This is a genomic window from Pseudoalteromonas sp. 2CM28B, assembly GCF_023161935.1.
Genome location: NZ_JALNTH010000001.1, coordinates 152802 through 176615 on the forward strand (window position 1 = coordinate 152802; position 23814 = coordinate 176615).

The following is a 23814-nucleotide window of genomic DNA, read 5'->3' on the forward strand; positions in this document are numbered from 1 at the left end:
GCTGATAGCTGATAGCTGATAGCTGATAGCTGATAGCTGATAGCTGATAGCTGATAGCTGATAGCTGATAGCTGATAGCTGATATCTATTCCCTTTTATTTTAGCTACAATACGCGCCGAACAAATTTTAGGTAATAGCCCCGTTGAAAAATCCCCAACATAACTCAGTATTAGTTTTGCGTGCTCAGCAAATTAGCGAATCGCGCCGCGAATTTAATGCCCGTGGCGGCAAAATGGATCGCTGTGAGCAGTGTTTAATTGCTAAGCATTACTGTATATGTGAGGGTGTAGAACAAGCGCAGTGCGATGCTGGCGTGTGTTTATTAATGTATCATAATGAAAGCTTTAAACCGTCAAACACAGGGCGTTTAATTGCTGAAATAGTCCCTGACAACTATGCATTTAGATGGGACAGAACAGAGCCAAGCGCTGAGCTATTAGCTTTATTAAACAACGCTGATTATCAACCTATGGTGATATTTCCAGCTGAAGATGTAGAGCCGGGCAGGGCAACCACTGAGGTAAATATTGAGCCTGGCAAAAAGCCATTATTTATATTTTTAGATGGTACCTGGCGCGAAGCTAAAAAAATGATCCGCAAAAGCCCGTACCTAGATAATTTACCGGTGTTGTCGATCACCGCTGATAAACTATCAGATTACCGTTTACGCGTTGCACCTCACGCATACCAGTTAGGCACTGCTGAGGTAGGCATTATGGTGTTAGCGCTCGCAGGTGAGCAAGATGCCGCCTTAAAACTTGAACAGCACTTTATAAAATTTCGTGATGCGTACTTACTTGGTAAGCGAAATAAGGGCAGGCCACAGTAACTTAATTTTAGGCAAAGAAAAGCGCGCTCTATCTCTAGGCGCGCTTGCGGAATCTTCTAATTTTGCATCCTGCAATTGAACTTAATCAACTCCAATTTTTACTTATCCATGTGATTACGATATTACTTTTTAGTTCTATGTAATTTAGGCTATCCGGGCCTATCTCCTTTAATCCCTGTACATCCTGTAGTGGTAAAAACTATTACCTATTCCTTTTGGCACATCCTAGTGCAGTCCATTAATTTACAATTCCATTGTGTTGCCTCAAGGGCCTGTCCATTTAATTCCTATCACATCCTGTTAAACAACTATCCGCTGTTGTTATCCTTGCTGTATCGTCCTGATACGTTCCTTTGTGCAACAATCCATTGCGATACTCATCCTGAGCCTGTCCTAATTTCCGTGTTGTCCGTAGTAACCTGATCATTGGTTGTTCGAGTAAGCAGTCCATTTCCTTTTACTCGATAAGCATCACTGCTTGGTTGATGTAGTAATTGTAGCGTGCTGGTGCAACTAAAATAGGTTAAAACGGCTATGGATTTACTTATAAAAAGTGAGTATTTATAACAAATCAAATAAATCAGATACTTACATTGTTTTTACTGGGTTGTTATAGGTTTTTTTACTCATTAGCTGTCAGCTCTGTAAGAGATGTCTTACGCGGTATTTCTCTTTTGGTCATTAATTACTTATTTACATTTATGTAAAGAGTGTATATTTTCACTTATCACGATAAAATCCCCTGTAAATAATTACTATTTAGGTAAATTGATATGAGAACTGCACTGGCTATACTTACTTGTATTATTAGCGCTTCGCCTGCGTTTGCGAGCGATGTTGTTAATATTTACTCTTTTCGTCAACCGTTTTTAATTCAACCTATTTTAACTGACTTCACTAAGCAAACAGGCATTAAAACGAATGTGGTTTTTGCAAAAAAAGGGTTAATAGAGCGTGTTAAGCGTGAAGGAAAGCACAGTAAAGCCGATTTAGTATTAACATCTAATTTTAGTGCGCTTATTCAGCTAGAGGACCTAAATTTAACGCAAAGTATTAAAAGTGATCGCATTAAAAACAATATTCCTGCGTCGTATAGAGATAGCGACGGGCAGTGGGTGGCATTAACTAAGCGGGTTCGTAATGTGTATTCATCAAAAGAGCGCCTAGGTGCTTTACCTGAACTCACCTACGAAGATTTGGCTAACCCACAGTACAAAGGACAAATTTGTACACGTTCTGGCAAGCACCCTTATAACCTTGGCTTAGTTGCTTCGATGATTGCTCATCACGGCGAGGAAAAAACTAAAACATGGTTAGAAGGTGTTAAAGCTAATTTAGCACGTAAGCCACAAGGTAACGATCGCGCGCAAGTAAAAGCAGTAAAAGAAGGTTTGTGCAATCTTGCTTTAGGTAATAGTTACTACCTTGGCAAAATGCTTCAAGATGACGAGCAAAAAGCGTGGGCTGAGTCTGTTTATATTAATTTTCCTAATCAGCAAAATCGCGGCTCACACATAAATGTTTCGGGTGCTGTCATTACTAAATATGCAAAAAATCCTGATAATGCCCTTAAGCTTATTGAGTTTATGAGCGAAACCAAAGCTCAAAATATGTATGCCTCTGTAAATATGGAGTACCCTGTTAAGCAAGGCGTTGAGCTATCAAGTTTAGTGGCCTCTTGGGGAAGCTTTAAAGAAGATGGCCTAGCACTTGATGAGATCAGTAAATATCGTCCGTTAGCCCTTAAGCTAATAGATGAGGTGAAGTTCGACCTTTAATGAATTTTATATTTAAGCTGTCTAAATGGCAGCTCTTTGCTTGGTCGACAGGGCTTTTATTGTCGGCCCCGCTTTTTTTTCTGATTTATGAATCTTTACAAGGCGACTCAGAGGTATTTTCTCATCTGTGGGATACCGTGCTGTGGGATTATATTACTAATACTGTGCTGCTTATTTTTGGCGTATGCCTGCTTAGCTGTGCAATTGCGCTACCGCTTGGTTGGCTCAGTGCGTATTGCTCCTTCCCCGGCAAAAAGCAATTTGAATGGGCGCTTATGCTGCCCCTTGCAATGCCTACCTATTTAATAGCCTATGTGTATACCGATTTGCTAGATTACGCAGGCCCTGTGCAAATAGCCCTAAGAGAGTGGTTTGATTGGCACTCGCCAACGGATTATTGGTTTTTTGATATTCGCACTTTGCCCGGCGCTATGGTGATGATCGCACTTGTGCTGTATCCGTATTTATTTTTAATTTTTAAAACCGCACTGCGAGAGCAGTCATTTAAGCTAGTGCAAGCTAGTCAATTAATGGGTTTATCGCCTTGGCAAAGCTTTTTTAAGGTAAGTATAGTGCTTTCTCGTGGCTCAATTGTGGCAGCCCTTGCGCTCATAAGCATGGAAACCATGGCCGACTATGCAACGGTAAGTTACTTTGCAGTGAGCACCTTAACCACCGCGGTGTACGATACATGGTTTGGTTATTACTCACTCACGGCTGCAGCGAAAATATCGGGCGTTATGTTGTTACTACTGTTTTTAGCTTTAATGGCGGAGCGCTTTAGTCGGCGTAACCAAGCCGTGTTTGAGCGTCAATCAGGTGTTAATAGCGAGTCGTTATACAAACTTAAAGGTAAACAAGCATGGCTGGCTACGTCATTTTGCAGTGTTATTTTGCTCATTGCTTTTATTATACCTATGTTGGTATTGCTAAATTATGCAATAACTTACTTTGATAAAGCGTGGAACACGGCATTTTTTAGTTACGCGTGGCAAAGTTTACAAGTAGCTATTATTGTAAGCGTAGCCAGTATAATACTCGCTACACTAATCGTTTTTTATCAGCGTGTGGCAAAGCAAGGCTATTCTTTAATACCTGGTCGCTTAGCGAGCACCGGCTATGCACTGCCAGGTACGGTACTGGCTATTGCTGTGTTATTACCGCTTAGCGCATTAGAAAACTCAATAAATACAGTCCTTGGGAGCTACAACCTAGATATAGGTTTATTACTAACCGGCAGCATTGTCACTATTATAGTGGCTTACTTAGTGCGCTTTTATGCCATTGCGCACGGTGCTATAGAATCGAGCTTTGTACGTATTAGTCCATCACTGGATATGGCTAGCCAATCTATGGGTAAAAGCGAAGGGCAAACACTGCGCTTAGTGCACCTTCCTTTATTACGTCGGGGTCTTTTAACAGCTGCATTGCTTGTATTTATTGAGTGTATGAAAGAGCTGCCAGCCGCATTGCTATTAAGGCCTTTTGACTTTGAAAGTTTAGCCACACATGTATTTCAATATGTGAGCGATGAGCAGCTTGAACTTGCTTCTATTTCCGCTTTATTTATTGTTTTGGTTGGGTTGATCCCCTTGTATTTTATTAATCGTTCTATGGAGCAACGCAGTTAAATGAGCCGTTTAAATTTACAAGGTGTGGGCTATAACTACAGTGGCACGCACGTGCTACACAATTTAGATTTAACGGTGGGTCAAGACGAAATTGTGTGTTTGCTCGGAGCCAGCGGCTGCGGTAAAACAACCACCTTAAAAGCAATTGCCGGCCTTATTGAAATAAATGAAGGTGGCGTATTTATAGATGGCAAATGTGTAAGCGATAAGCATACATTTGTATCACCAGAGCATCGTAATATAGGGATGATGTTTCAAGATTATGCCTTGTTTCCGCACCTCAGTGTGGCCGATAATATTGCGTTCGGGCTGGGTAAAATAAGCAAAGTTCAAAAACAGCAACGGGTAGAGGAAATGCTAGAGCTAGTGCATTTAACAGGGTGTGCAAAACGCTACCCTCATCAGCTCTCGGGTGGCCAGCAGCAACGCGTGGCTATTGCGCGGGCTTTGGCTTATAAGCCTAGTTTATTGCTTCTTGATGAGCCTTTTTCGAACATAGATACACAAGTACGTTTTGAGTTAATTGCTGATATTAGGCGCATTATTAAAGCGCAGCAGGTTTCTGCGGTATTTGTTAGCCACTCAAAAGAAGAGGCCTTTGCGTTTTCAGACACGCTAGCCATTATGCACCAAGGAAAAATAGCCCAACAAGGTACACCAGAGCAGCTTTTTGCCGTGCCAAAGACAAAGGAGGTTGCAGAGTTTCTGGGTCAGGGCATATACTTAGGCGCAGAAGTGTTAACGGCAACTGAATACACAACGCCTTTTGGTGTCGTGCAATCGCAGCATGAGCATACGCACAGTGCAATAAAAGGGCAGGTGTATATTCGCCCGCACCATATTGAGCTTGCGCAAAATAGGCAGGCCGATAACCCTCAAGGTGTGAGCATTCTAAGCCGTCGGTTTATAGGCTCGGCTTATGTTTACACTGTTGTAATTGCAGAGCAAGAGATTGAAGTTGCCGCACAATATGGCCAGTCATTTGAAATAAATGAGCAGGTTATAATAAAAATAAAACCTCACACGGTGAATTTTTTCGAATCATAACAAATGTGTTATTCGCTGTGTTTTATAAAGCTAAGGAATAACAATGGCGCAAGCGCAATCTGGGATTTGTGCTGAAGCAAACTTACACGGTTTGCATTTATTTTTTAATGTATTTGATGGTCAAGACGAGTCATTGCGCGCAAAGCTTAAGCGCGTAAGCGCAATTGAAGAAGAGTTTAGTGATCAGTTCTCCGAAGCCATGCTTTCGTGCATGGTGGCTATAGGCGCGCAATATTGGCCGCATATTCTACCTGAATATATCCCAAGCGAGCTGCAAAGCTTTCCTAATATAAATCACAGTGATTTTGTTATGCGCGTACAGCCATGTGATTTATTCATACAAATTCGCTCAGACCGAGAAGATGTTAATCACCTTTTTGCATTGCAAATATTAAAGTTGTTTTCGCCCGATGTAGAGCTGGTTGAACAAATTCGCAATTTTAGGTTTTTAGATGGGCGAGACTTTAACGGCTTTATTTATGCAGGCGACACCCCACATGGACGCCAAAAACGAATCACGGCACTGGTTAATAACCCCGACAGCTTTGAACACCAAGGCAGCTATATTCATGTACAGCGTTATAAACATGACCTGAGCGTATGGCAGCATTTATCACTAAGCGAGCAAGAGCATATTATGGGGCGCACACGTTTAGATAACACCTTAATTGAGCCTAAGGTAGATACTAGCCACGCGACTAGAAGTGAGCTAAAAGATGAGAGCGGCCAAGCAATACTGCTTAACCAAAGCATGCCGTATGGCGATGTTTACGAGCAAGGCATGCTAAGTATTACATGCTCAGCATCGGGAAGTGCGTTTGAAAAGGTGCTTAACAGCCGCATAGGAAAAGGGGAGTGTTACGACCACTGGCTTGATTTTACTCAAGCCGATATGGGCTCAGCGTTTTTTGCGCCGTCAGTTAGTTTTTTAAAACAGCTTTAAACCGTATCAAATAAAATACGTACGCGCTCTAGTGTAATGTCTATTTCAGATATTTTTGCTGGCGCAATAAAAATAGTGTCATCTCCGGCAATTGTGCCCAATACACCATCCGCTTTGCCTAGTGAGTCTAATAAGCGGGCAATCAACTGCGCAGCGCCTGGGCTGGTGGTTATAATAATCATCATTTCGTTATGCATAATATCAATAACAAGCTGACGTAGTGGGCTTTTAGCAGTCGGTACGCCCATTTCTGCGGGTAGGCAATAAACCATTTCTTGTTTAGCATTACGGGTACGCACAGCGCCAAACTTGCTAAGCATGCGCGACACCTTACTTTGGCTTATATTGTCAAAGCCTTGCTCTTTTAATGCTTCGACTATTTCGCCTTGCGAGCCAAAGTTCTCTTCTTTTAAAAGTGCTTTAAACGCTTTTACCAGCGCTTCTTGTTTGTCTTGTGGTTGCATAGTCTTTATTCATTTTTGTTATTTATAATGCAAATTCTACACAAAAATGAATAATTATGCAGCAGTTGTTTAGTTAACTTGCCAGTTTGCTGCGATAAACCAACAAAGTTTACAACTATGGTCGAAAATATACCTGAAATAAGCAGGATAAATTTGTTTTTAGTCGCTAATTTCATTATCTTAAGAGCCACAAATATTTCCTACCTCAAATTACGGAGAATTCCAATGAAAGTTGCTGTATTAGGTGCTGCAGGCGGTATCGGTCAAGCGTTGTCTTTATTATTAAAAACAGGCTTACCAGCTGGTTCTGAATTATCACTTTACGATGTTGCACCAGTTGTACCAGGTGTTGCGGTTGACCTATCTCACATCCCTACAGATGTTAAAGTAGCAGGTTTTGGCGCAGACGATTTAAATAAAGCGCTTGAAGGGTGTGATATCGTACTTATCCCAGCGGGTATGCCACGTAAACCAGGTATGGATCGTGCGGATTTATTTAACGTAAACGCAGGTATCATCAAAACATTAGCAGAAGGCATTGTAGCTAGCTGTCCTAAAGCGTTAGTGGGTGTTATCACTAACCCAGTAAACGGCACTGTGCCAATTGTTGCTGAAGTATTCAAAAAAGCAGGTACTTACGACGCTAAGCGCGTATTTGGTATCACTACGCTTGACGTAATTCGTTCAGAAGCATTTGTTGCTGAGCTTAAAGGCGTAGACGTAGCAACCGTTAAAGTACCAGTAATTGGTGGCCACTCTGGCACAACCATTCTACCTCTACTTTCTCAAGTTGAAGGCGTAAGCTTCACTGAAGAAGAAGTAGCTACACTTACTCCACGTATCCAAAATGCAGGTACTGAAGTAGTAAATGCTAAAGCGGGCGGTGGTTCAGCTACATTATCTATGGGTGCTGCTGCAGCACGTTTTTGTATGTCTTTAGTTAAAGGCCTACAAGGTGAAGACGTAGTAGATTACGCATACGTTGCTGTTGAAAATGGCGATGCAGAGTACTTTGCTCACCCAGTACGTTTAGGCACAAACGGCGTAGAAGAAATTCTTTCTTACGGCGAGCTAAGCGCATTTGAAGAAAAAGCTAAAAACGACATGCTTGAAACTCTGAAAAAAGACATCAAAGAAGGTGTTGATTTCATGGCGTAATAGCCAAGTTATGCACAAAAAAGCCTGCTTATGCAGGCTTTTTTATTGCTCGAAAATTATGGCCCTTAAATACTAATTAAGGGAGGCTGCAAAGTTAGTGATCTCGCTCTACAGCTATACGCGCTAAGCTGATTAACGCTTGCTTGTACTGCGACTCTGCTAAAAAGTCTAAACAGGCAATGGCCTTGTCTGCTTCTTGCTGCGCCTTTTGCATTGTAAATTCAAGTGCGTTGGTTTGTTTAAGTGCCGTTAAAATAGCCTCAAGGTTATCCATACCATTGCAATGCTCAATGGCATCACGAATAAGGGCTCTTTGCTGATCACTGCCGTGCTTCATCGCATATATTAGCGGTAAGGTTGGCTTACCTTCTGCTAAATCATCACCAATATTTTTACCTAATTGGTCAGCGTCTGCGTTGTAATCAAGCACGTCATCAACTAACTGAAAAGCAGTACCTAAATGCATACCATATAAATTAAGCGCATCTAACACACTGTTATCTTGCTCGGTAATAATAGCTGCAAGCCCTGTAGCGGCTTCAAATAATTTAGCCGTTTTAGAGTAAATAACCTGCATGTAACTTGCTTCGGTGGTATTAGGGTCGTTGCAATTCATAAGTTGCAATACTTCGCCCTCAGCAATCACGTTGGTGGCATCAGCAAGCACTTGCATAATTTGCATTTTGCCCAGCCCCACCATAAGTTGAAACGAGCGGGTGTAAATAAAATCCCCAACCAGCACGCTGGCAGCATTACCAAATTCGGCATTTGCAGTCGGTGTACCACGGCGCAGGTTAGATTCATCAACAACATCATCATGTAATAGTGTTGCAGTATGAATAAATTCAACAATCGTTGCCAAAGTAATGTGATCTTTACCTTGGTAACCCAAAGCTCTTGCTGCCAATATTGCCAGCATCGGGCGTACGCGTTTGCCGCCGCTGTTAACGATGTACAAACCAAGTTGATTGACTAACGCCACATCTGAGCGCATTTGCGCGTGTATAAGTTGATTGACGTCATTCATATCGCTTTCGATTAACGCCTGGATAGCTTTTATATCCATTGATCTCCGAGCCAATTTTTATGTGTGAACGGCGCCGATTGTACAACAAAAAAAGCACTAGCTCGATATTTTGTGACGATTCATTAAAAAAACCGAGTTAAAAACCTTAATTAGCGCTTAATTAGGGTATTTAATTGTATATTTCACACTCAAAGCACGACTATTTATTGCGCAGTCAATGGGTTCTGGAGTAGGCATAGCGACACGTAAATTTATTTTGTCTTTGCACTAAAAAGCGCTTGGCAACAGGGCAATTTAATATAAAATGGGGGAAATATTGAATTGCTCTCAATGCAGCTACTTTTTATTCATTTTAATTACAAAATAGGCTTGCTAGTTTTTATGCATTAGCGTAAACTTCGCGCCCTATCGAAGAATATTTTAGTTGCGTCGATTTGAGGGCGCACAGACGGAGTTAATTATGTACGCGGTTTTCCAAAGTGGTGGTAAACAGCATCGTGTGACTGAAGGTCAAACGATTCGTCTTGAAAAATTAGACGTTGAAACTGGTGCAGCAGTTGAATTTGATTCAGTACTTTTAGTTGCTGATGGTGAGAAAATCGAGATCGGTGTACCGTTCGTAAACGGTGGTAAAGTAACAGCTGAGGTTGTTTCACATGGTCGCGGTGAGAAGATTAAGGTTGTTAAATTTAGACGCCGTAAGCATTCTCGTAAGCAAATGGGCCATCGTCAATGGTTCACTGAAGTTAAAATCACTGGCATTAGCGCTTAATTAGAGGTACTTAGAAATGGCACATAAAAAAGCAGCTGGTAGTACTCGTAACGGTCGCGATTCAGAAAGCAAACGCCTAGGTGTTAAGCGTTTTGGTGGCGAATCAGTTCTAGCGGGTAGCATCATTGTTCGTCAACGTGGTACTCGTTTCCACGCTGGCGCAAACGTAGGTATCGGTAAAGACCACACTATCTTCGCAAAAGCAGATGGTAAAGTTCAATTTGAACAAAAAGGTCCTTTAAACCGTAAATACGTAACTATCGTAGCTGAGTAATCAGTAAGGTAGTAAAAAACCCCGCCTTTGCGGGGTTTTTTGTTTTCAGAAACGTCAAATATATACCCAAGCCTGCATTTACGTTGGCTTGGGTATATAATAGTTAAATTAAAGCCAATCCCTAAAGTGAGTAATCATGAAGTTTGTAGATGAAGTAGAAATTCGCGCAGAAGCTGGTGACGGCGGCAGCGGTGTCGTGTCTTTCCGTCGAGAAAAATATGTACCAGACGGTGGCCCGGACGGCGGTGACGGTGGAGACGGTGGTAGTGTTTATCTACAAGCTGATGAAAACTTAAATACCCTAATTGATTACCAGTTTGAGCGTTTTCACCGTGCCGAGCGTGGTACTAATGGTCAAAGCCGTAACTGTACAGGTAAAAAGGGCGAAGACTTGGTAGTAAAAGTACCTGTGGGTACACGTATTACCGACGTTGACACTCAAGAGGCGTTAGGCGATTTAACGCAGCATGGTCAAAAAATTGTGGTTGCAAAAGGTGGTTTCCATGGCTTGGGGAATGCACGTTTTAAATCAAGTACTAACCGTGCCCCACGTCAAAAAACGTTAGGTACTCCAGGTGAAGTTCGTAACCTTAAATTAGAGCTTATGCTACTTGCCGATGTAGGCCTATTAGGGTTGCCAAATGCAGGTAAATCAACGTTTATTCGCAGTGTATCGGCAGCAAAGCCAAAAGTAGCTGATTACCCGTTTACCACGCTAATTCCTAATTTAGGGGTGGTGCGCCCAGAGGCTAACAAATCGTTTGTAATAGCCGATATTCCGGGCTTAATTGAAGGTGCCTCAGACGGTGCTGGCCTAGGTATTCGCTTTTTGAAGCATTTAGAGCGTTGTCGTGTATTGTTACACGTGATTGATGTTATGCCTGTTGATGGTTCAAACCCTGTTGATAATGCATTTGCCATTATTAATGAGTTACACCAATACAGCCCTAAACTTGCAGAAAAGCCACGCTGGTTAGTGTTTAATAAAATAGACCTATTGCCAGAAGAAGAAGCGCAAGCTTTGTGTGAGCAAATTGCGCAAGAGCTAGGTGAAGAAGAAAACGTTTACCGTATTTCAGCAGTCAATAAGCTTAATACTCAGCCATTAATTCACGATATTATGGCATTACTTGATAGCATGCCTAAAGAGAAGTTCGTTGAGATTGAAGACGAAGAAGTTGAGTTCAAGTGGGATACTTATCATCAAAAAGCAACCAAAGGCGATGATGATGATTGGGACGACTGGGATGAAGACGACTACGATGTAGAAGTCGTCTACGAGCGTTAATAAAAAACATATTTTAAAAAGGAGCATAAGCTCCTTTTTTATTTTTTAAGAATAAAGTACTAGGTATTTGATGTGATAATTTCAATGATCGCCGCAATGGCAAACAACCGTGTAATTGGTCTTGATAATAAAATGCCGTGGCATTTACCCGCCGATCTACAGCATTTCAAAAAGGTAACAACAGGCAAACCTGTCGTTATGGGGCGTAAAACATTTGAATCGATAGGTCGTCCTTTACCTGGGCGTCGCAACATAATTATTACCCGTAATAGCCAGTATAGCGCTCAAGGTATTGAGACGGTCACCACCCCAGAGGCTGCGCTAGAGCTGGTTAAAGCCGAAGAAGAGGTGATGATAATTGGCGGTGGTAATATTTATCAGCAGTTTTTACCAAGTGCCGATCGTTTATATTTAACCTTTATAGATTTAGAGGTTGAAGGGGATACGCAGTTTCCCGATTACCAAGCGGTAGCAACGTGGGAAAACGTCGACGAACAGGCAAATAAACCCGACGAAAAGAATCAATATAGTTATAAATTCGTAACTTTATATAAAAAAGATTAACATTATTGCGAAACTTACAGCAGGTTGGTACAATATTAGACAATCAACATAGGTAAAAAGTACCATAAAGGGTGTTTCATGTTTAAATTGTCAAAGCTAATTGTTATTACAGCCGTTGCTGCTGGTTCGTTAATGTATACCGTGCCTGCTAAAGCCAATGATCAATTAGCAGTATCTATTTGTGAATATATCGCAGCTGATGATAAAAACCGTTTACGTAGTAAACTAAAAAGCTCACGTGTAAAAATTCGCAATATTTACGATGCTATTCAATGTAATGGTAATAACTTACTTCGCCATGCTGTAGTTAGTAACGCTGTTGACTCGGGCGAGTACATAGTTAAAAACTTATCAAAAAGCGCACTGTCTGATGGCGCTGATATAGCATGGGCCGAAGGCAATGGCCACGGTGGCTCACCGTTAATTGCTGTAATTAAAGACCGTGCTGGCCTTTAATTAACACAATAAAATAAAAACCGCGCGGATCGCGGTTTTTTTGTGCCTGGCGTTAGCTAATACGCAGCGCTTTAGTGATGGTGATAGCTGTATTAAGCCTCTTATAATTTGCACACCCAAGTGATGAAACTCTCACCTTGTAATTAACCCGCGTTTCTTATCTTTAATAGCATATAAATTAAGTCGGTTGGTTTAATAAAGGCGCTGTATTCGCTAAGCCTTTACTCGTATATTTGCCGCAAATATACGTGTTTTCACTGAGTTACATAAAATTGTCATAAATAGTTAATAGTCTACGCGCTTAAACAATAGGGGTTGTTATTTATGCGCGTATCATCTTTTACTCGGCTGTTAGCCATACTGTTAACATTGGCAAGTATTTTATTAGCCATCACACTATTTTGGGCAAGCCAAACTTTACTTAAGCTTGAACAACAAGACAGCGCATACAGTAAATTAAAAAACACAATTTTAGTGGATTTAGCCGGTGACTTAGGCAGTTATCTAGAACAAGGTGATAGCCAATACTTAAATCAATCATCAGCCCTAATTGAGCAAGTAAAAACACAGCAACTCACAGTACTCCCCTCGGTACTTGCCGAGCAATTAAATGAGCAGCTCAGCACGTTAGATACCGATATTAAAGGTAAGTACAGAGCGCTGGGTAAATTGTCGGGCAACGAAACGGCGTTACTTGATAATGCAATTCGCCAAATGGCCGGCTCAGCCTCGTCACTGATTGGTTATGCAAAAAAATCCCCTAATCAAAATAGTGATGCGCAAGCTTATTACACACTTGGCGCTGATTACTATAATGAGGTGACCAACCTTGCCTTATTTACTTATCAACTAATCGTAAGTTACGACAGCAATACTGAACAAAGTTTGCAGCAAAGTATTGCTAATTTAAATGCGTTAGCAGCCAAAATAGAGCAACTCCCTAATTTAGGTGTTATGAGCGAGGTTGACGAAGATGCTTTATTTTTTGACGAAGAAGCTGAAGATTTGGCCGATGAAATAAAATCTGAAATTACCAGCTGGCCTAACCGCTACCCTCGCGATTTAGCCAGTACATTAGCGCAAGCCCAGCAACGTGAAGCGGGCACCAATGAATTGCGTGAGCAAATTAGCTTGCTCTCTAAAACCGTTATTAATGCAGAGCAGCAACTAAAACACGCACAAGGGGCGCTTAAAGAAAACGTATTTTGGGTATTTTGCTTTGCTATTGGCGCTTTGGTGATGCTAGCCGCAGGGGTTTATATTGTGCAGCGTAACCAAGTGCTCAACCCATTAAGGCAACTCAGAGACGGGTTTGCCTTTTTAATTGAAAGTAACGAGCTTAAAAATATTGAAAGTAAGAACCCAAAAACAGAGGTTGGCGAAATAGCCAGTTACTTTAATTTATTAATTGAGCGACAGCGCAAAGAGGCACAAGAGCGTGCCCAAATGCTAAAAGTGGTAAATGATTTTATGCAGCAAATGAGTGATCATTTGCAAACTATTAGTCAAAAAGCGTCTACAAGTCATGGGCAAGTGGAGCAAAACCAACATTTGCTTGCTGATATTCAACAAATTGGCGAGCAGGTAAATAATATTAATGCCCAAGTGGCTGATAACGCCCAACACACTTTTAGTGCAATGGAGCAAAGTTTAGGCTTTGCACAAAGCATGCTAAGTGCCAGTTCAGATACGCAAACACGGGTTGAGCAAAGTATGCAAAACCTACAAGAGCTGCTCGCGGGGGTTGAAGGCGTTGGGCAAATTATTGAAGTGATCCGCAATATTGCCGATCAAACAAACCTACTAGCGTTAAATGCAGCAATTGAGTCAGCACGTGCTGGCGAGCATGGCCGAGGCTTTGCTGTTGTAGCTGATGAAGTACGCCAGCTTGCCCGCCAAACTCAAGGCTCATTGAGCGATATTAATGAGCAGCTTACACTGCTGAGCGAAAAGTCGGGCACAGTATCTACACAAATTGCGGCCTTAGCAGATGGCGCGCAGTCGCAAACACAAAACGCGCAAGAGCTAAAAGTAAACTCAGAGGGCGTGGCCGATAACGCTCAGCAAGCCAACAAAGTGGCCTTTGAGGCCATGGAGCTGGCTAAACAGCAAAGTAATTTGCTAGATAACTTTAGCCAGTCAATGCAAAGTATGAAAGGCCAAGTAAGCGAATCAAGCTTACTTGTTGACGATATTCATAGCCAGTTACAACAGCAAATGCAAACCATAAAAGTAAACCTTGGCTTGTAAATACCTGCTAACACAAAGGTAATTAGCGTTATACTGTAGGCTCATTAATCAAATGCTTTAAGGATTTATCATGATTGAACAAGGTCAAACGTTACCCGCAGTTACATTAACGCAGCTAACAGACGAAGGCATGCAAACTCACACTAACGCTGAGCTTTTTAATGGTAAAAAGGTTGTGCTTTTTGCTGTACCGGGTGCATTTACGCCTACCTGTTCAAATGCGCATTTACCTGAATTTATAACCCTTAGTGATAAAATTAAAGCAAAAGGTATTGCGGCAATTTACTGTGTATCGGTTAACGATGCTTTTGTAATGAAAGCGTGGGGAGAATCTCAAAATGCCCAACAAATCGACATGTTAGCAGATGGCGATGGCAGTTTTACTAAAGCGTTAGGGCTTGATAAAGATACCGGCAGTTTTGGTGGAACACGCTCTACGCGCTATGCAATGATAGTCGACGATAATGTAGTAACAGGACTGTTTGTTGAAAAAGACAAAGAGTTTTCAGTAAGTCGTGCTGAGTCTGTGTTAGAAAAACTATAATCACTTTATTAAAGCCCTAAGTGCATGCACTTAGGGCCTTTTAATTATGGCTGGTATTGGCCACTTAATGTTAAACCCGAAAAGGTTCTGTAAGCGTTAACGCTTAAATGCCACGTACCCGCTTGCGGATTGCTAAACGTACATGTTTCTGCGTTACCGTTTTTATAAGGACGACAGTCGTAGCTAGATGCGGTAGGTTGGATGCCAAACTTAACAAATAAGTCGGCATCACCTGTACCACCTGAGGTGGTGACTGTAAATGTGCTCATTCCTGCTGGCACATCTAAGGTATAGTGCTTCCAGTTACCTGTTGTAGCCGTTACATCGCTCACCGTGCCGCCACCGGCTTCTGGTGTAGTTGAACCGCCACCTGTAGAACCACCTGTAATATTACCCACTAAACTAACGCCAGAATAAGCCGAGTAGCCACGAAGCATTACATGGTATGTACCAGCTGTTGGGTTATCAATAGAACACTCCTCGCTATTACCGCCTTTGTACGGACGACAATCGTAGCTTGAGGTAGTTGGTTGGCTGCCTGCGCGTACGTATAAATCTGCATCGCCGCTACCGCCACTCATTGTGAATGTAACATTCGTTGCGCCACTTGGCACTGTCATCGTGTAATACGATTGTGAACTTGCAGCGCCGCTTAAGCCTGTTTTAGCTTCGCCATCTGTCAGTTCGCTATCGCCACCGGTAGGAGGTGTTGTACCACCACTTGCTGCGGCTACAGCGGCTGCTGCATCTACAATACCTGTACCACAACTTGTACACGTTGCTGGGAATGAGCGGGTGGTCGATTTTAAAATACTTTCTATTTCATCTGGGGTAGCATTTGGTTTAGCTTGCTTTATCAGGGCTGCAACACCGGCAACATGAGGCGCTGCCATTGATGTACCTTGAGAGAACGCATAGCTATCGCTTGAAGGTGTAGACGAGCCTGAGTTATAGGTTGATAAAACGCCTTCAGAGTCGTTTGCAAAGCTTTGTGCGCCGCCCGGCGCTGCAACATCAATATTGCTACCGTAGTTTGAATAATATGCTCGTCCGCCGTTACGACCAACAGAGGCAACATTAACAACGCCACTACAGTTACCTGGATTATAGTTTGCTGAGTTATCGTTATCATTACCGGCAGCAATAACCACGACTGCACCGTTGCTGCGTGCTGTGTTAATTGCGTTTTGTGTGGTAGAGCTACACGAGCCGCTGCCACCTAAGCTCATGTTAATTACATCAGCAGGGTTTGAGTTGGCAGGAATGCCCGATACACTTCCGCCAGATGCCCAAATAATGCCATCAGCAATGTCTGACGTTAAACCACCACACTTACCAAGTACACGCACAGGCACAACTTTAGCGCCATAAGCCACACCGGCAACACCTTCACCGTTATTAGTAACAGCCGCAACCGTACCTGCTACGTGCGTACCGTGCCAGCTTGAGCCTTGTGCGCCGTTATTTCCACATTCGCCAGCAGCTACAGCATCGCCCGGATCGCGTGCGTCACTGTCGCGACCGCCGCCATCATTAGCTACCGATAGGTTAGAGATCATATCGTAACCCGGTAAAATGTTAGCATTTAAATCAACATGAGGACGGTAGCCAGTATCAAGTACCGCAACCACTACGCCACTGCCCGTTGCAGTATCCCATGCGGTTGGTAAGTTTAGGCCGCCCGCTTGCTCATAGTAGTGCCATTGATCGCCGTAACGAGGGTCGTTAGGCGTTGCAAATGGTTTTAACATTTGGTCCACTTCAATGTATTCAACATTGCCAGAATCAACCATTTCTTGCATAAATTCTTGTGCTTCTGCAGCGCTTAGTTTTTTATCTGCGCGCATAACATGGTGGTTATTAAGTGCCATTGCACGGATGTACTTCGCTTTTACTTTACCTTTTTTAGAAGCGAAATTTTTTACAAAGCGTTGAGCACGCTTTTTCATATTTGCAGGGCTTGCGTCAGCAGACGAGATGCTTAGCATATCGTTCGCGCTATTTTTGTACTTAATAATAAACTGAGTTTCAAAACCCGATTGGCTTTGTAGTTTGGCTGTGGTTTCTGCCATAGAGGTAGACACATCTTGAGCAACACTTGCAGATGCTGCAAATACCGTACTAATAGTGAGCGCGATAGCGCAACGCTTAAATGATTTACTTGTTGTCATAATTATCCCTAGTTGTTATTAGTTAGTTCGTAATATTAAATTACGAAACAGAAACAAAGGTAAATGATCTGTTAATTTCTTTAAAATAATAATTGCTTATGTACCTATTTCTTTTAGTTATAACCTAGGTGTACGGTGCCTTTGTCGTTGTTTAGTATTTATCATATAAAACAAAAATAAGCATAAAGGATTGTTATTTTTAAGCTGTTTAGAAAAGCCATAACTAGTCTCGGTTACATTTGTTGCTATAAATTTAATAATAAATTCTATTCAGAGTGTTTAAACAAACTTTGCTATAATCGGGCAAATTTTTGAGTAGGGCGAAGTAATGAATCAAGTAGATGTAATTGTGATTGGCGCAGGTGCAGCTGGATTAATGAGTGCAGCACAAGCAGGTTATCGCGGGCGTAGCGTTACAGTGCTTGATATGGGCAAAAAGCCTGGTCGAAAAATTTTAATAAGTGGTGGTGGGCGTTGTAATTTTACCAATGAAAATGCCAGTCCAGAAAACTACTTATGCAGTAACCCTCACTTTGTTAAGTCGTGCTTAAGCCGCTATACACAACACGATTTTATTGAGCTGGTGGACCGCCACGGCTTGGCATACCATCATAAAACCTTAGGCCAGCTGTTTTGCGATAACAGCGCGCAGGATATAGTCGATATACTACTTACCGAATGCGAGTGGGCTGGTGTTAATATTAAATTGCGCAGCGAAGTGTTAAATGTGGCTAAAACCGACATTGGCTACCGTGTTACCACTGAGCAAGAAACACTGACTTGTGAATCGCTAGTTATCGCATCGGGCGGTTTAACAATGCCCAAGCTTGGCGCCACTCCTATAGGCTATAAAATTGCAGAGCAGTTTGGCTTAAACGTACTACCTACCATGGCGGCGCTTGTGCCATTTACTTTGCATCAACACGATAAAGAGCGCTTTGAAGGGCTTTCAGGAATTAGTATACCGTGCGAAGTGTCTAGCGAAGACGGCACTGTATTTAAAGAGAATATTTTGTTTACTCACCGAGGTTTATCGGGGCCTGCCATATTGCAAATAAGCTCATTTTGGCGAGCGGGGCAGGCAGTAAGCATAAACTTGCTCCCTGATCTCGATTTAAAACAGCAACTGGCTGATTGGCGAGAAACACAAGCCCAAAAATCATTAAAAAATAGCCTTGCGACTATCTTACCCAAACGCTTTATAGACATACTGCACGACAGCAAAGCGATTCCAGATTGTAATATTAATCAGCTTACCCATGCTCAAATAGATGAGTTAGCAAGCTATATTCACGCATGGCAAATAAAACCTAATGGCACAGAGGGCTATCGTACCGCCGAGGTAACTTTGGGCGGCGTTGATACCGATGAGCTGAGCTCTAAAACCTTTGAAGCTAAAAAAGCCAAAGGCTTATATTTTATAGGCGAAGTAACCGATGTAACAGGCTGGCTTGGGGGCTACAACTTCCAGTATGCGTGGAGCTGTGGGTTTGCATGTGGGCAATATGCATAAGTATTTCAGCGTATTGTGATAGATGAGATAAAAATATTACACTCTTAATTAAGGTGATTTTAAAGAGTGTAATATTGGTGCGTATATTTTTGCTGTTAAGTATTGTCGCTACAAGTTTTAATGCATTAGCATCAGAAAACTACAGCGATCATGAAGCGTTTTGCTTGCAACAGCCCAAAACGCACTGTTTAACTTATATTGAAACGCGCCTTAATGAAGTCAAAGATAACCCTGCACAGTGGTACAAAATAAAAACCTACCAATTTGATTACTACTACGACTACCAACAGTTCGAAAACTTACTCAACGCTATTACTCCTTTTTTAGAGCAAGATAAGCTGCCCGATGTATTTAAGCTACAAATGTATTTTTATTACGCGAAAGCACTTAACTATATTGGCAAAAAAGCAGAAGCTAAAACGTATGCCGCTAAAGCGTTTACCCAGTTAGACGGGATATATAATGCTTTTGGTGACCCTTTAAGATTAGTGGAGTTGGCTAACCTACACTATGTGTTTGGTAGTAAAAAAGCAGCGATGCGATTACTAAGAGATGCCGAGCAGCGCTTTGCAAAAAATAACGATCCTATTTTTCATTTAGAGCTGCACATTAACAAAGCGCATATTTACTTAAAGTGGCAGCAATACGAGCACGCAGTAAAAAGTAATTTAATGGCCTATAACGCCATAAAAAACACCAACCACGCTGCTAAAATAGTGCTTGCTAGCGGTAACTTAGCGTACAGTTATCAGCAAAATAAAGAGTATTTAGAAGCTATAAACTATTATAAAACCGCATTCAAATTTACTGAGCCTTCAAGCATTTACCATGCTATTTATAGCTTACGTTTAGCGCAGGTATATTTACAAATAGGTAAAAAGGTACAAGCGAAAGAATGGCTTAGTCGCATTGATAGAAACGCCACCGAGTTTGGTAAAGGCCATGCTGCATTGTATAGCAAGCTGCAGCACGCCCTTAGCAATAATTAATTTGCAATCGCTGCTTTATATGGGGTGTTAACGCCTGCGTAACGCGGGCCAAATATTTCTAAACCTTTAGGGCCTGTAAATTCCTTTGGCGCTGGTAAAATTACAACGGCTACTTTCATGCCTACCTCGTAATTAGGATTAGTAATTGGTGTGCCTGTTTGGCTGTTAATACAGCATATTAAATCAGGAATGGTTACGTGTACTTCGTCATTTAAAAACGCGGCCATGTTTTCGTTTTTAACCGTTATTTTGTAACTGTTATTTACAAACTCGCTTAACCCTTTAAGTGTTACTTCGCCCAAGGTAAAGCCTTCTACGGTGTTAAATTCAAATGTGCTTACCTCGCCTTCAAAGGCAATAAAGCCGCCGCCGTGCTTGGCAATTATGTGTGCGGTGTTAGCGTGCTGTGCGTTGGCGTCACGCATTGCTTTACCGAGTTTAAGGGCTTTACTAATAGTGCCGTGAATAACTGCGTTTTTCATTTGCTCAATAGGTAAAATATGATCAATGGCTGCTATGTCGTTACGGCTAATTTTAGCCAGTGCTCGCACGACTGTTTCGGCGCGTAAGTCGTCCATTACATTTTCACAAATAAAGCACTCACCAAATTCATTCGCGGTAATAATGGGCGCTGCGGGTAAGTTATTTAAATAATAGGTTGAATGGGTGATCTCCGGTACTGCGCGCCCAGCGGGGTCGGCATCAATAATGTAGCCGTCAAACATTGCAGCTAAGTAAAACGATACTGCGGTGTTTGAGCCGCCAAGCTCACAACAAATAGTGCCATAAATAGCATCGTTACCTGTGTATTCAAGGGTGCGCTGGTAAGCAGCTAAAATAGCGTGCTTAGTGCTGCGGGGCAGGTTTGCATACGCGCGTTCTTCTTGTTCACTTAAAGCAGAAATAGCGCCTAACATGTAAGGCGTACAAACAAGCTCACCCGCGGGGACTTCATCGGCACTAATTAGTTTAAAGGTTTTACCCTGTGCGAGTGCTTCGTCAATATAGGCAATGCCTTCACTTAACTCACCGCCGCCGCCAGTGCCTAAAATGGCGCAGCCGTATAAAATATCAATAAGTTGGTCACGATTAAGAATTTGCATGTGTGTATCGCTATTGGTTAACTCATACCCATCCCCAAAATAGATCACTTAATTAAGCGGATTGGTATAAAACACCAGGCATTAAAAAAATACCTGCTGTAAAGGTGAAAAAATTAAAATTGGTAACTGAGCTCTATACCGTAACTACGAGGCTTATTAGGTTGGCGCACTAAGTCTGTAACCCCATCGGCTAGTAGAAAAATATCTTCAATAGCGCGCTCATCCGTAAGGTTGTCTACGTAAACTTGAACGCTCCACTGCTCTGATTTAAGCCCTACACCGGCATTTAGGTAGGTATAACGCGACGACTCAACATCAGGAATATCAATACTGAATGTTTTAGGGCCTTCGATTAATAGCTCAGCGCGCGAGAACAATGACCACTCCCCGTTTAGTGCTAAGTTATGATTTGCCGACAGCCCGTAGTTATACTCAGGTACCCAAAATTGTGGCCTGCCAGCCAGTTCTGGGCGCAGTGCAAAGCGTTTAATTTCTGAATCAACAATACCTGCACTGAGGTTAATACTTAAATTGCTGGTGGCAGCAAAGGCGGCTTCTAGCTCTAAACCTTTGGTTTGTACTTCGTCAATAGAGAGGTTTTCAAGGGTGAAGGTATCTATATTAAATTGGGTAAATTGCGCATCGTCTTGCTCAATAATAAATGCGGCGCCATTAAGGGTAACTTTGTTACTAAACAAAGCGGTTTTAAAGCCTACTTCGTAGCTGTCAGAAATTTCTTTATCAAAGGTGCGGCTAATACCGTCGGCCGGCTCGTTAAAGCCCCCACTTCTAAAACCACGCGAGTAGCCGGTGTAAAGCAGTAGGTCGTCATTCATTTGGTACGCCAAGGTAACTTTAGGCTGTAATTGGCTAAACGATTTTTTAGCGTAAGTGGCGTCTTTATTAGTTGGGTCGAACGACTCGCGAGTATCGTGATCGTAGCGCATCGCACCGGTGAGCTCTAGCTGCTCGTTTATATCGTAGTTAAACTGCCCAGCAAGAGCCCATGCATCGCTGCTGTTGTTATCGATAATTGAAAGGTAGGGCTCGTCATTAGCAAAATCTGCACGCGTTAAAATTTCGGCATCGGTAAAATCATCGTAAAATAATACCGCAGTATCGCGGTCGCGCTGTTGATAAAACGCCGACACCGACCACCTAAAAGCCTGATCCGACTGGGATATAAACCGCGACTCTACCGTTAACGATTCAATATCGTATAACCCTTCAGTACCAAATGGGGCTCTAAAAAAGCCATCTTCGTCAATAAAGGTGGCATCGGCAGAGTAGTCGCCATCGTAAAAGTGCTCGTTTTCTGAATTGCTGTACGCGGTTACAAACTCAAATTTACCTAAATCGTAATGTTGGGTTAGCTTGGCGCTTAGCTCATACACATCACGCTCATCTTGGTTAATAATATTTTGTGAGGTATTAATTGAAAAGTCTTCAATGGTGTCATCGCTCACCCCTTGGTAGTAAGCAAACCCAGCTTCGCTTGAGGTGTATTTACCTTTAAGATTTATTGAGGTGTCTTCGCTTAGCTCAAACTCTAACTGTGAAAAAACCGATTGCTCTTTTAACGGGTCGGCGTAATCGCCTGTGTAGGTATTTTTAATCAGTCCGTCGGTATCTTTAATGTAACCACCGGCTCTAAAATAAGCGGTGTTTTCATCGTTAAGCGAACCCGATACAACCGCATTCAAATTATACGTGTTGCCATTACCTACAGAGCCTTTAATTTTACCTTCAAAGTCTTCAATAGGTTTTTTAGTTGTCACAATAACCGCACCACCAATGGCGCCGCGGCCATACAGTGCGCCTTGTGCACCACGCATAACTTCAATACGTTCAATATCAACTAGGTCTTGGTTTATAAACTCTAAATCGGGGGCGGTAACACCATCAACTACAAACGCTAATGGCGGATCGCCCACCTGCGGTGTAATTAAGCCACGAATAGTAATACGGGCAAGGCCGGGTCTAAAATTATCGAGCTGCGATAAGTTGGGAGTTAAATTAGCAACATCACGAAAGTTAGTAATACGTGATTTTTCGATTGTCTCGGCGCTAAATGCGGTAACAGAGTCGGGCACGTTTTGTATCGACTCAACACGCCCGCGCGATATCACCGAAATTTTTTCTATAGTGTCAGTTACTGTTTGTTGTTGTTCTTGCGCATGCACATAGTTTATGCACGACAGGGTAACTGCCGATGCTAATAGTGTTTTACGAAAGCGTATTTTGTTGTATCTGCTCATGTTCTATGTCCTAATGTGACTATCATGGTGATGTTACTTAGTGATAAACATTGTCGCTTTTTCAGACAAAATAATATTTTGTAAACCCTTAATACAGCACACACAAATTGCTGAAAATAACGCTTAAGCGCGTAATTTTATGTATTTGTTGACCTTAAATTTACAAAATTAATTATTATTAAATGTGAAACCGGTTATGAAAAAAACGATAAAAATAGACAGGTATAATCAAAAAATACTGGCAATTCTGCACCTAACTGCCGATTTAACAAACGTTGAATTGGCCGAGCAAGTTAACTTGTCGCCCAGTGCCTGTTTTCAGCGAGTAAAAGCATTAAAAGAGGCGGGATATTTTAGAACCTTTCATGCTGATATAAATTTAGAGCAAATTTGTGAGCACGTGTTTGCCTATATGGAATTTACCCTAGAGGACAATAACCTAGCAGCGCGGCGTAAGTTTTTAGCTGACATACACAACATTCCCGAAATAATGGATTGCATGCAATTAAGTGGCGATATTGATTATATTTCTTTTTGTTGCTTTGCCGATATTCAAGCGCTTAATGCAATGTGCGACAGGCTAACCGGCAGCTCACAGTATGCAATTAAAAAGCTGACTACACGCATAGTGCTTGAGCGCGCTAAGTTCTTTTTAGGCTACCCGCTGGAAAAACTTAAATGGCGAGACGAAATGAAAGTAGACGATGAAGAGTAGCCCCCTAATTTAGATTAATAAAAAGGCGCCTTATGCGCC

The 23814-nt window shown here is 42.1% G+C and carries 21 protein-coding genes; 16 read left to right on the top strand and 5 right to left on the bottom strand.

From position 1 onward, the window contains the following. Positions 1 to 143: 143 nt before the first annotated feature. From MTN96_RS00695 to MTN96_RS00715, 5 genes are all read left to right on the top strand, one after another. Positions 144 to 830, top strand: a complete 687-nt coding sequence (locus tag MTN96_RS00695; protein WP_029773351.1) for a tRNA-uridine aminocarboxypropyltransferase — start codon at positions 144 to 146, stop codon at positions 828 to 830. Between the two features lie 773 nt (positions 831 to 1603). Then, complete coding sequence (locus MTN96_RS00700; RefSeq protein WP_029773350.1) at positions 1604 to 2608, top strand: Fe(3+) ABC transporter substrate-binding protein; 1005 nt, start codon at positions 1604 to 1606, stop codon at positions 2606 to 2608. Beyond that, a complete protein-coding gene (locus MTN96_RS00705) occupies positions 2608 to 4239 on the top strand; it encodes an iron ABC transporter permease (RefSeq protein ID WP_248530502.1) in 1632 nt (543 codons plus the stop codon). Before MTN96_RS00700 ends, MTN96_RS00705 begins: the two co-directional genes overlap by 1 nt. Next, positions 4240 to 5286 carry an ABC transporter ATP-binding protein gene (locus MTN96_RS00710; protein WP_248530503.1) on the top strand — a complete coding sequence of 349 codons (1047 nt, stop codon included), beginning with the start codon at positions 4240 to 4242 and terminating at the stop codon, positions 5284 to 5286. 43 nt (positions 5287 to 5329) lie between these two features. Continuing rightward, the gene (locus MTN96_RS00715) at positions 5330 to 6229 is read left to right on the top strand and encodes a Dyp-type peroxidase (protein ID WP_004587917.1); all 900 of its coding nucleotides are present in this window, start codon (positions 5330 to 5332) and stop codon (positions 6227 to 6229) included. Here the strand turns inward: MTN96_RS00715 and argR are convergent. Further along, on the bottom strand, positions 6226 to 6693 hold the full coding sequence (gene argR / locus MTN96_RS00720; protein ID WP_004587918.1) for a transcriptional regulator ArgR: 468 nt from the start codon (positions 6691 to 6693) through the stop codon (positions 6226 to 6228). The two genes, MTN96_RS00715 and argR, sit on opposite strands and share 4 nt — an antisense overlap. A gap of 225 nt (positions 6694 to 6918) precedes the next feature. Between argR and mdh the strand changes: the two genes are divergently transcribed. Beyond that, positions 6919 to 7851, top strand: a complete 933-nt coding sequence (gene mdh, locus MTN96_RS00725; RefSeq protein WP_004587919.1) for a malate dehydrogenase — start codon at positions 6919 to 6921, stop codon at positions 7849 to 7851. A gap of 94 nt (positions 7852 to 7945) precedes the next feature. On the opposite strand, the gene ispB is transcribed toward mdh, so the two are convergent. Further along, positions 7946 to 8917: an octaprenyl diphosphate synthase gene (gene ispB / locus MTN96_RS00730; RefSeq protein ID WP_054982281.1), complete on the bottom strand. Its 972-nt coding sequence runs from the start codon at positions 8915 to 8917 to the stop codon at positions 7946 to 7948. A 421-nt stretch (positions 8918 to 9338) separates the two neighbouring features. Here ispB and rplU point away from each other — a divergent pair, with 421 nt between their 5' ends. The 7 genes from rplU (at position 9339) to MTN96_RS00765 (ending at position 15026) form a co-directional block, all read left to right on the top strand. Continuing rightward, positions 9339 to 9650, top strand: coding sequence for a 50S ribosomal protein L21 (gene rplU / locus MTN96_RS00735; protein WP_004587921.1), 312 nt, complete (start codon positions 9339 to 9341; stop codon positions 9648 to 9650). Between the two features lie 16 nt (positions 9651 to 9666). Further along, positions 9667 to 9924, top strand: coding sequence for a 50S ribosomal protein L27 (gene rpmA / locus MTN96_RS00740; RefSeq protein ID WP_004587922.1), 258 nt, complete (start codon positions 9667 to 9669; stop codon positions 9922 to 9924). 136 nt (positions 9925 to 10060) lie between these two features. Then, the gene (cgtA, locus tag MTN96_RS00745) at positions 10061 to 11212 is read left to right on the top strand and encodes an Obg family GTPase CgtA (protein ID WP_248443787.1); all 1152 of its coding nucleotides are present in this window, start codon (positions 10061 to 10063) and stop codon (positions 11210 to 11212) included. A 72-nt stretch (positions 11213 to 11284) separates the two neighbouring features. Next, the gene (gene folA, locus MTN96_RS00750; protein ID WP_004587924.1) at positions 11285 to 11776 is read left to right on the top strand and encodes a type 3 dihydrofolate reductase; all 492 of its coding nucleotides are present in this window, start codon (positions 11285 to 11287) and stop codon (positions 11774 to 11776) included. A gap of 78 nt (positions 11777 to 11854) precedes the next feature. Continuing rightward, complete coding sequence (locus MTN96_RS00755; protein WP_004587925.1) at positions 11855 to 12232, top strand: DUF3718 domain-containing protein; 378 nt, start codon at positions 11855 to 11857, stop codon at positions 12230 to 12232. 324 nt (positions 12233 to 12556) lie between these two features. After that, positions 12557 to 14482, top strand: coding sequence for a methyl-accepting chemotaxis protein (locus MTN96_RS00760; RefSeq protein ID WP_248530504.1), 1926 nt, complete (start codon positions 12557 to 12559; stop codon positions 14480 to 14482). A gap of 70 nt (positions 14483 to 14552) precedes the next feature. Continuing rightward, a complete protein-coding gene (locus MTN96_RS00765) occupies positions 14553 to 15026 on the top strand; it encodes a peroxiredoxin (protein WP_055252698.1) in 474 nt (157 codons plus the stop codon). A 44-nt stretch (positions 15027 to 15070) separates the two neighbouring features. On the opposite strand, the gene MTN96_RS00770 is transcribed toward MTN96_RS00765, so the two are convergent. Further along, positions 15071 to 17197, bottom strand: coding sequence for a S8 family peptidase (locus MTN96_RS00770; protein ID WP_248530505.1), 2127 nt, complete (start codon positions 17195 to 17197; stop codon positions 15071 to 15073). 328 nt (positions 17198 to 17525) lie between these two features. Here MTN96_RS00770 and MTN96_RS00775 point away from each other — a divergent pair, with 328 nt between their 5' ends. Continuing rightward, positions 17526 to 18710 carry an NAD(P)/FAD-dependent oxidoreductase gene (locus tag MTN96_RS00775; protein ID WP_029774315.1) on the top strand — a complete coding sequence of 395 codons (1185 nt, stop codon included), beginning with the start codon at positions 17526 to 17528 and terminating at the stop codon, positions 18708 to 18710. A 77-nt stretch (positions 18711 to 18787) separates the two neighbouring features. Next, positions 18788 to 19699: a lipopolysaccharide assembly protein LapB gene (locus MTN96_RS00780; protein WP_223230617.1), complete on the top strand. Its 912-nt coding sequence runs from the start codon at positions 18788 to 18790 to the stop codon at positions 19697 to 19699. Here the strand turns inward: MTN96_RS00780 and MTN96_RS00785 are convergent. Then, positions 19696 to 20802, bottom strand: a complete 1107-nt coding sequence (locus tag MTN96_RS00785) for a DUF917 domain-containing protein (protein ID WP_248530506.1) — start codon at positions 20800 to 20802, stop codon at positions 19696 to 19698. The genes MTN96_RS00780 and MTN96_RS00785 overlap by 4 nt on opposite strands. A gap of 113 nt (positions 20803 to 20915) precedes the next feature. Beyond that, complete coding sequence (locus tag MTN96_RS00790) at positions 20916 to 23060, bottom strand: TonB-dependent receptor (RefSeq protein ID WP_248530507.1); 2145 nt, start codon at positions 23058 to 23060, stop codon at positions 20916 to 20918. Between the two features lie 196 nt (positions 23061 to 23256). Between MTN96_RS00790 and MTN96_RS00795 the strand changes: the two genes are divergently transcribed. Continuing rightward, entirely contained in the window at positions 23257 to 23775 is a 519-nt protein-coding gene (locus tag MTN96_RS00795) for an Lrp/AsnC family transcriptional regulator (protein WP_024031376.1), read from the top strand. Positions 23776 to 23814: the final 39 nt, after the last annotated feature.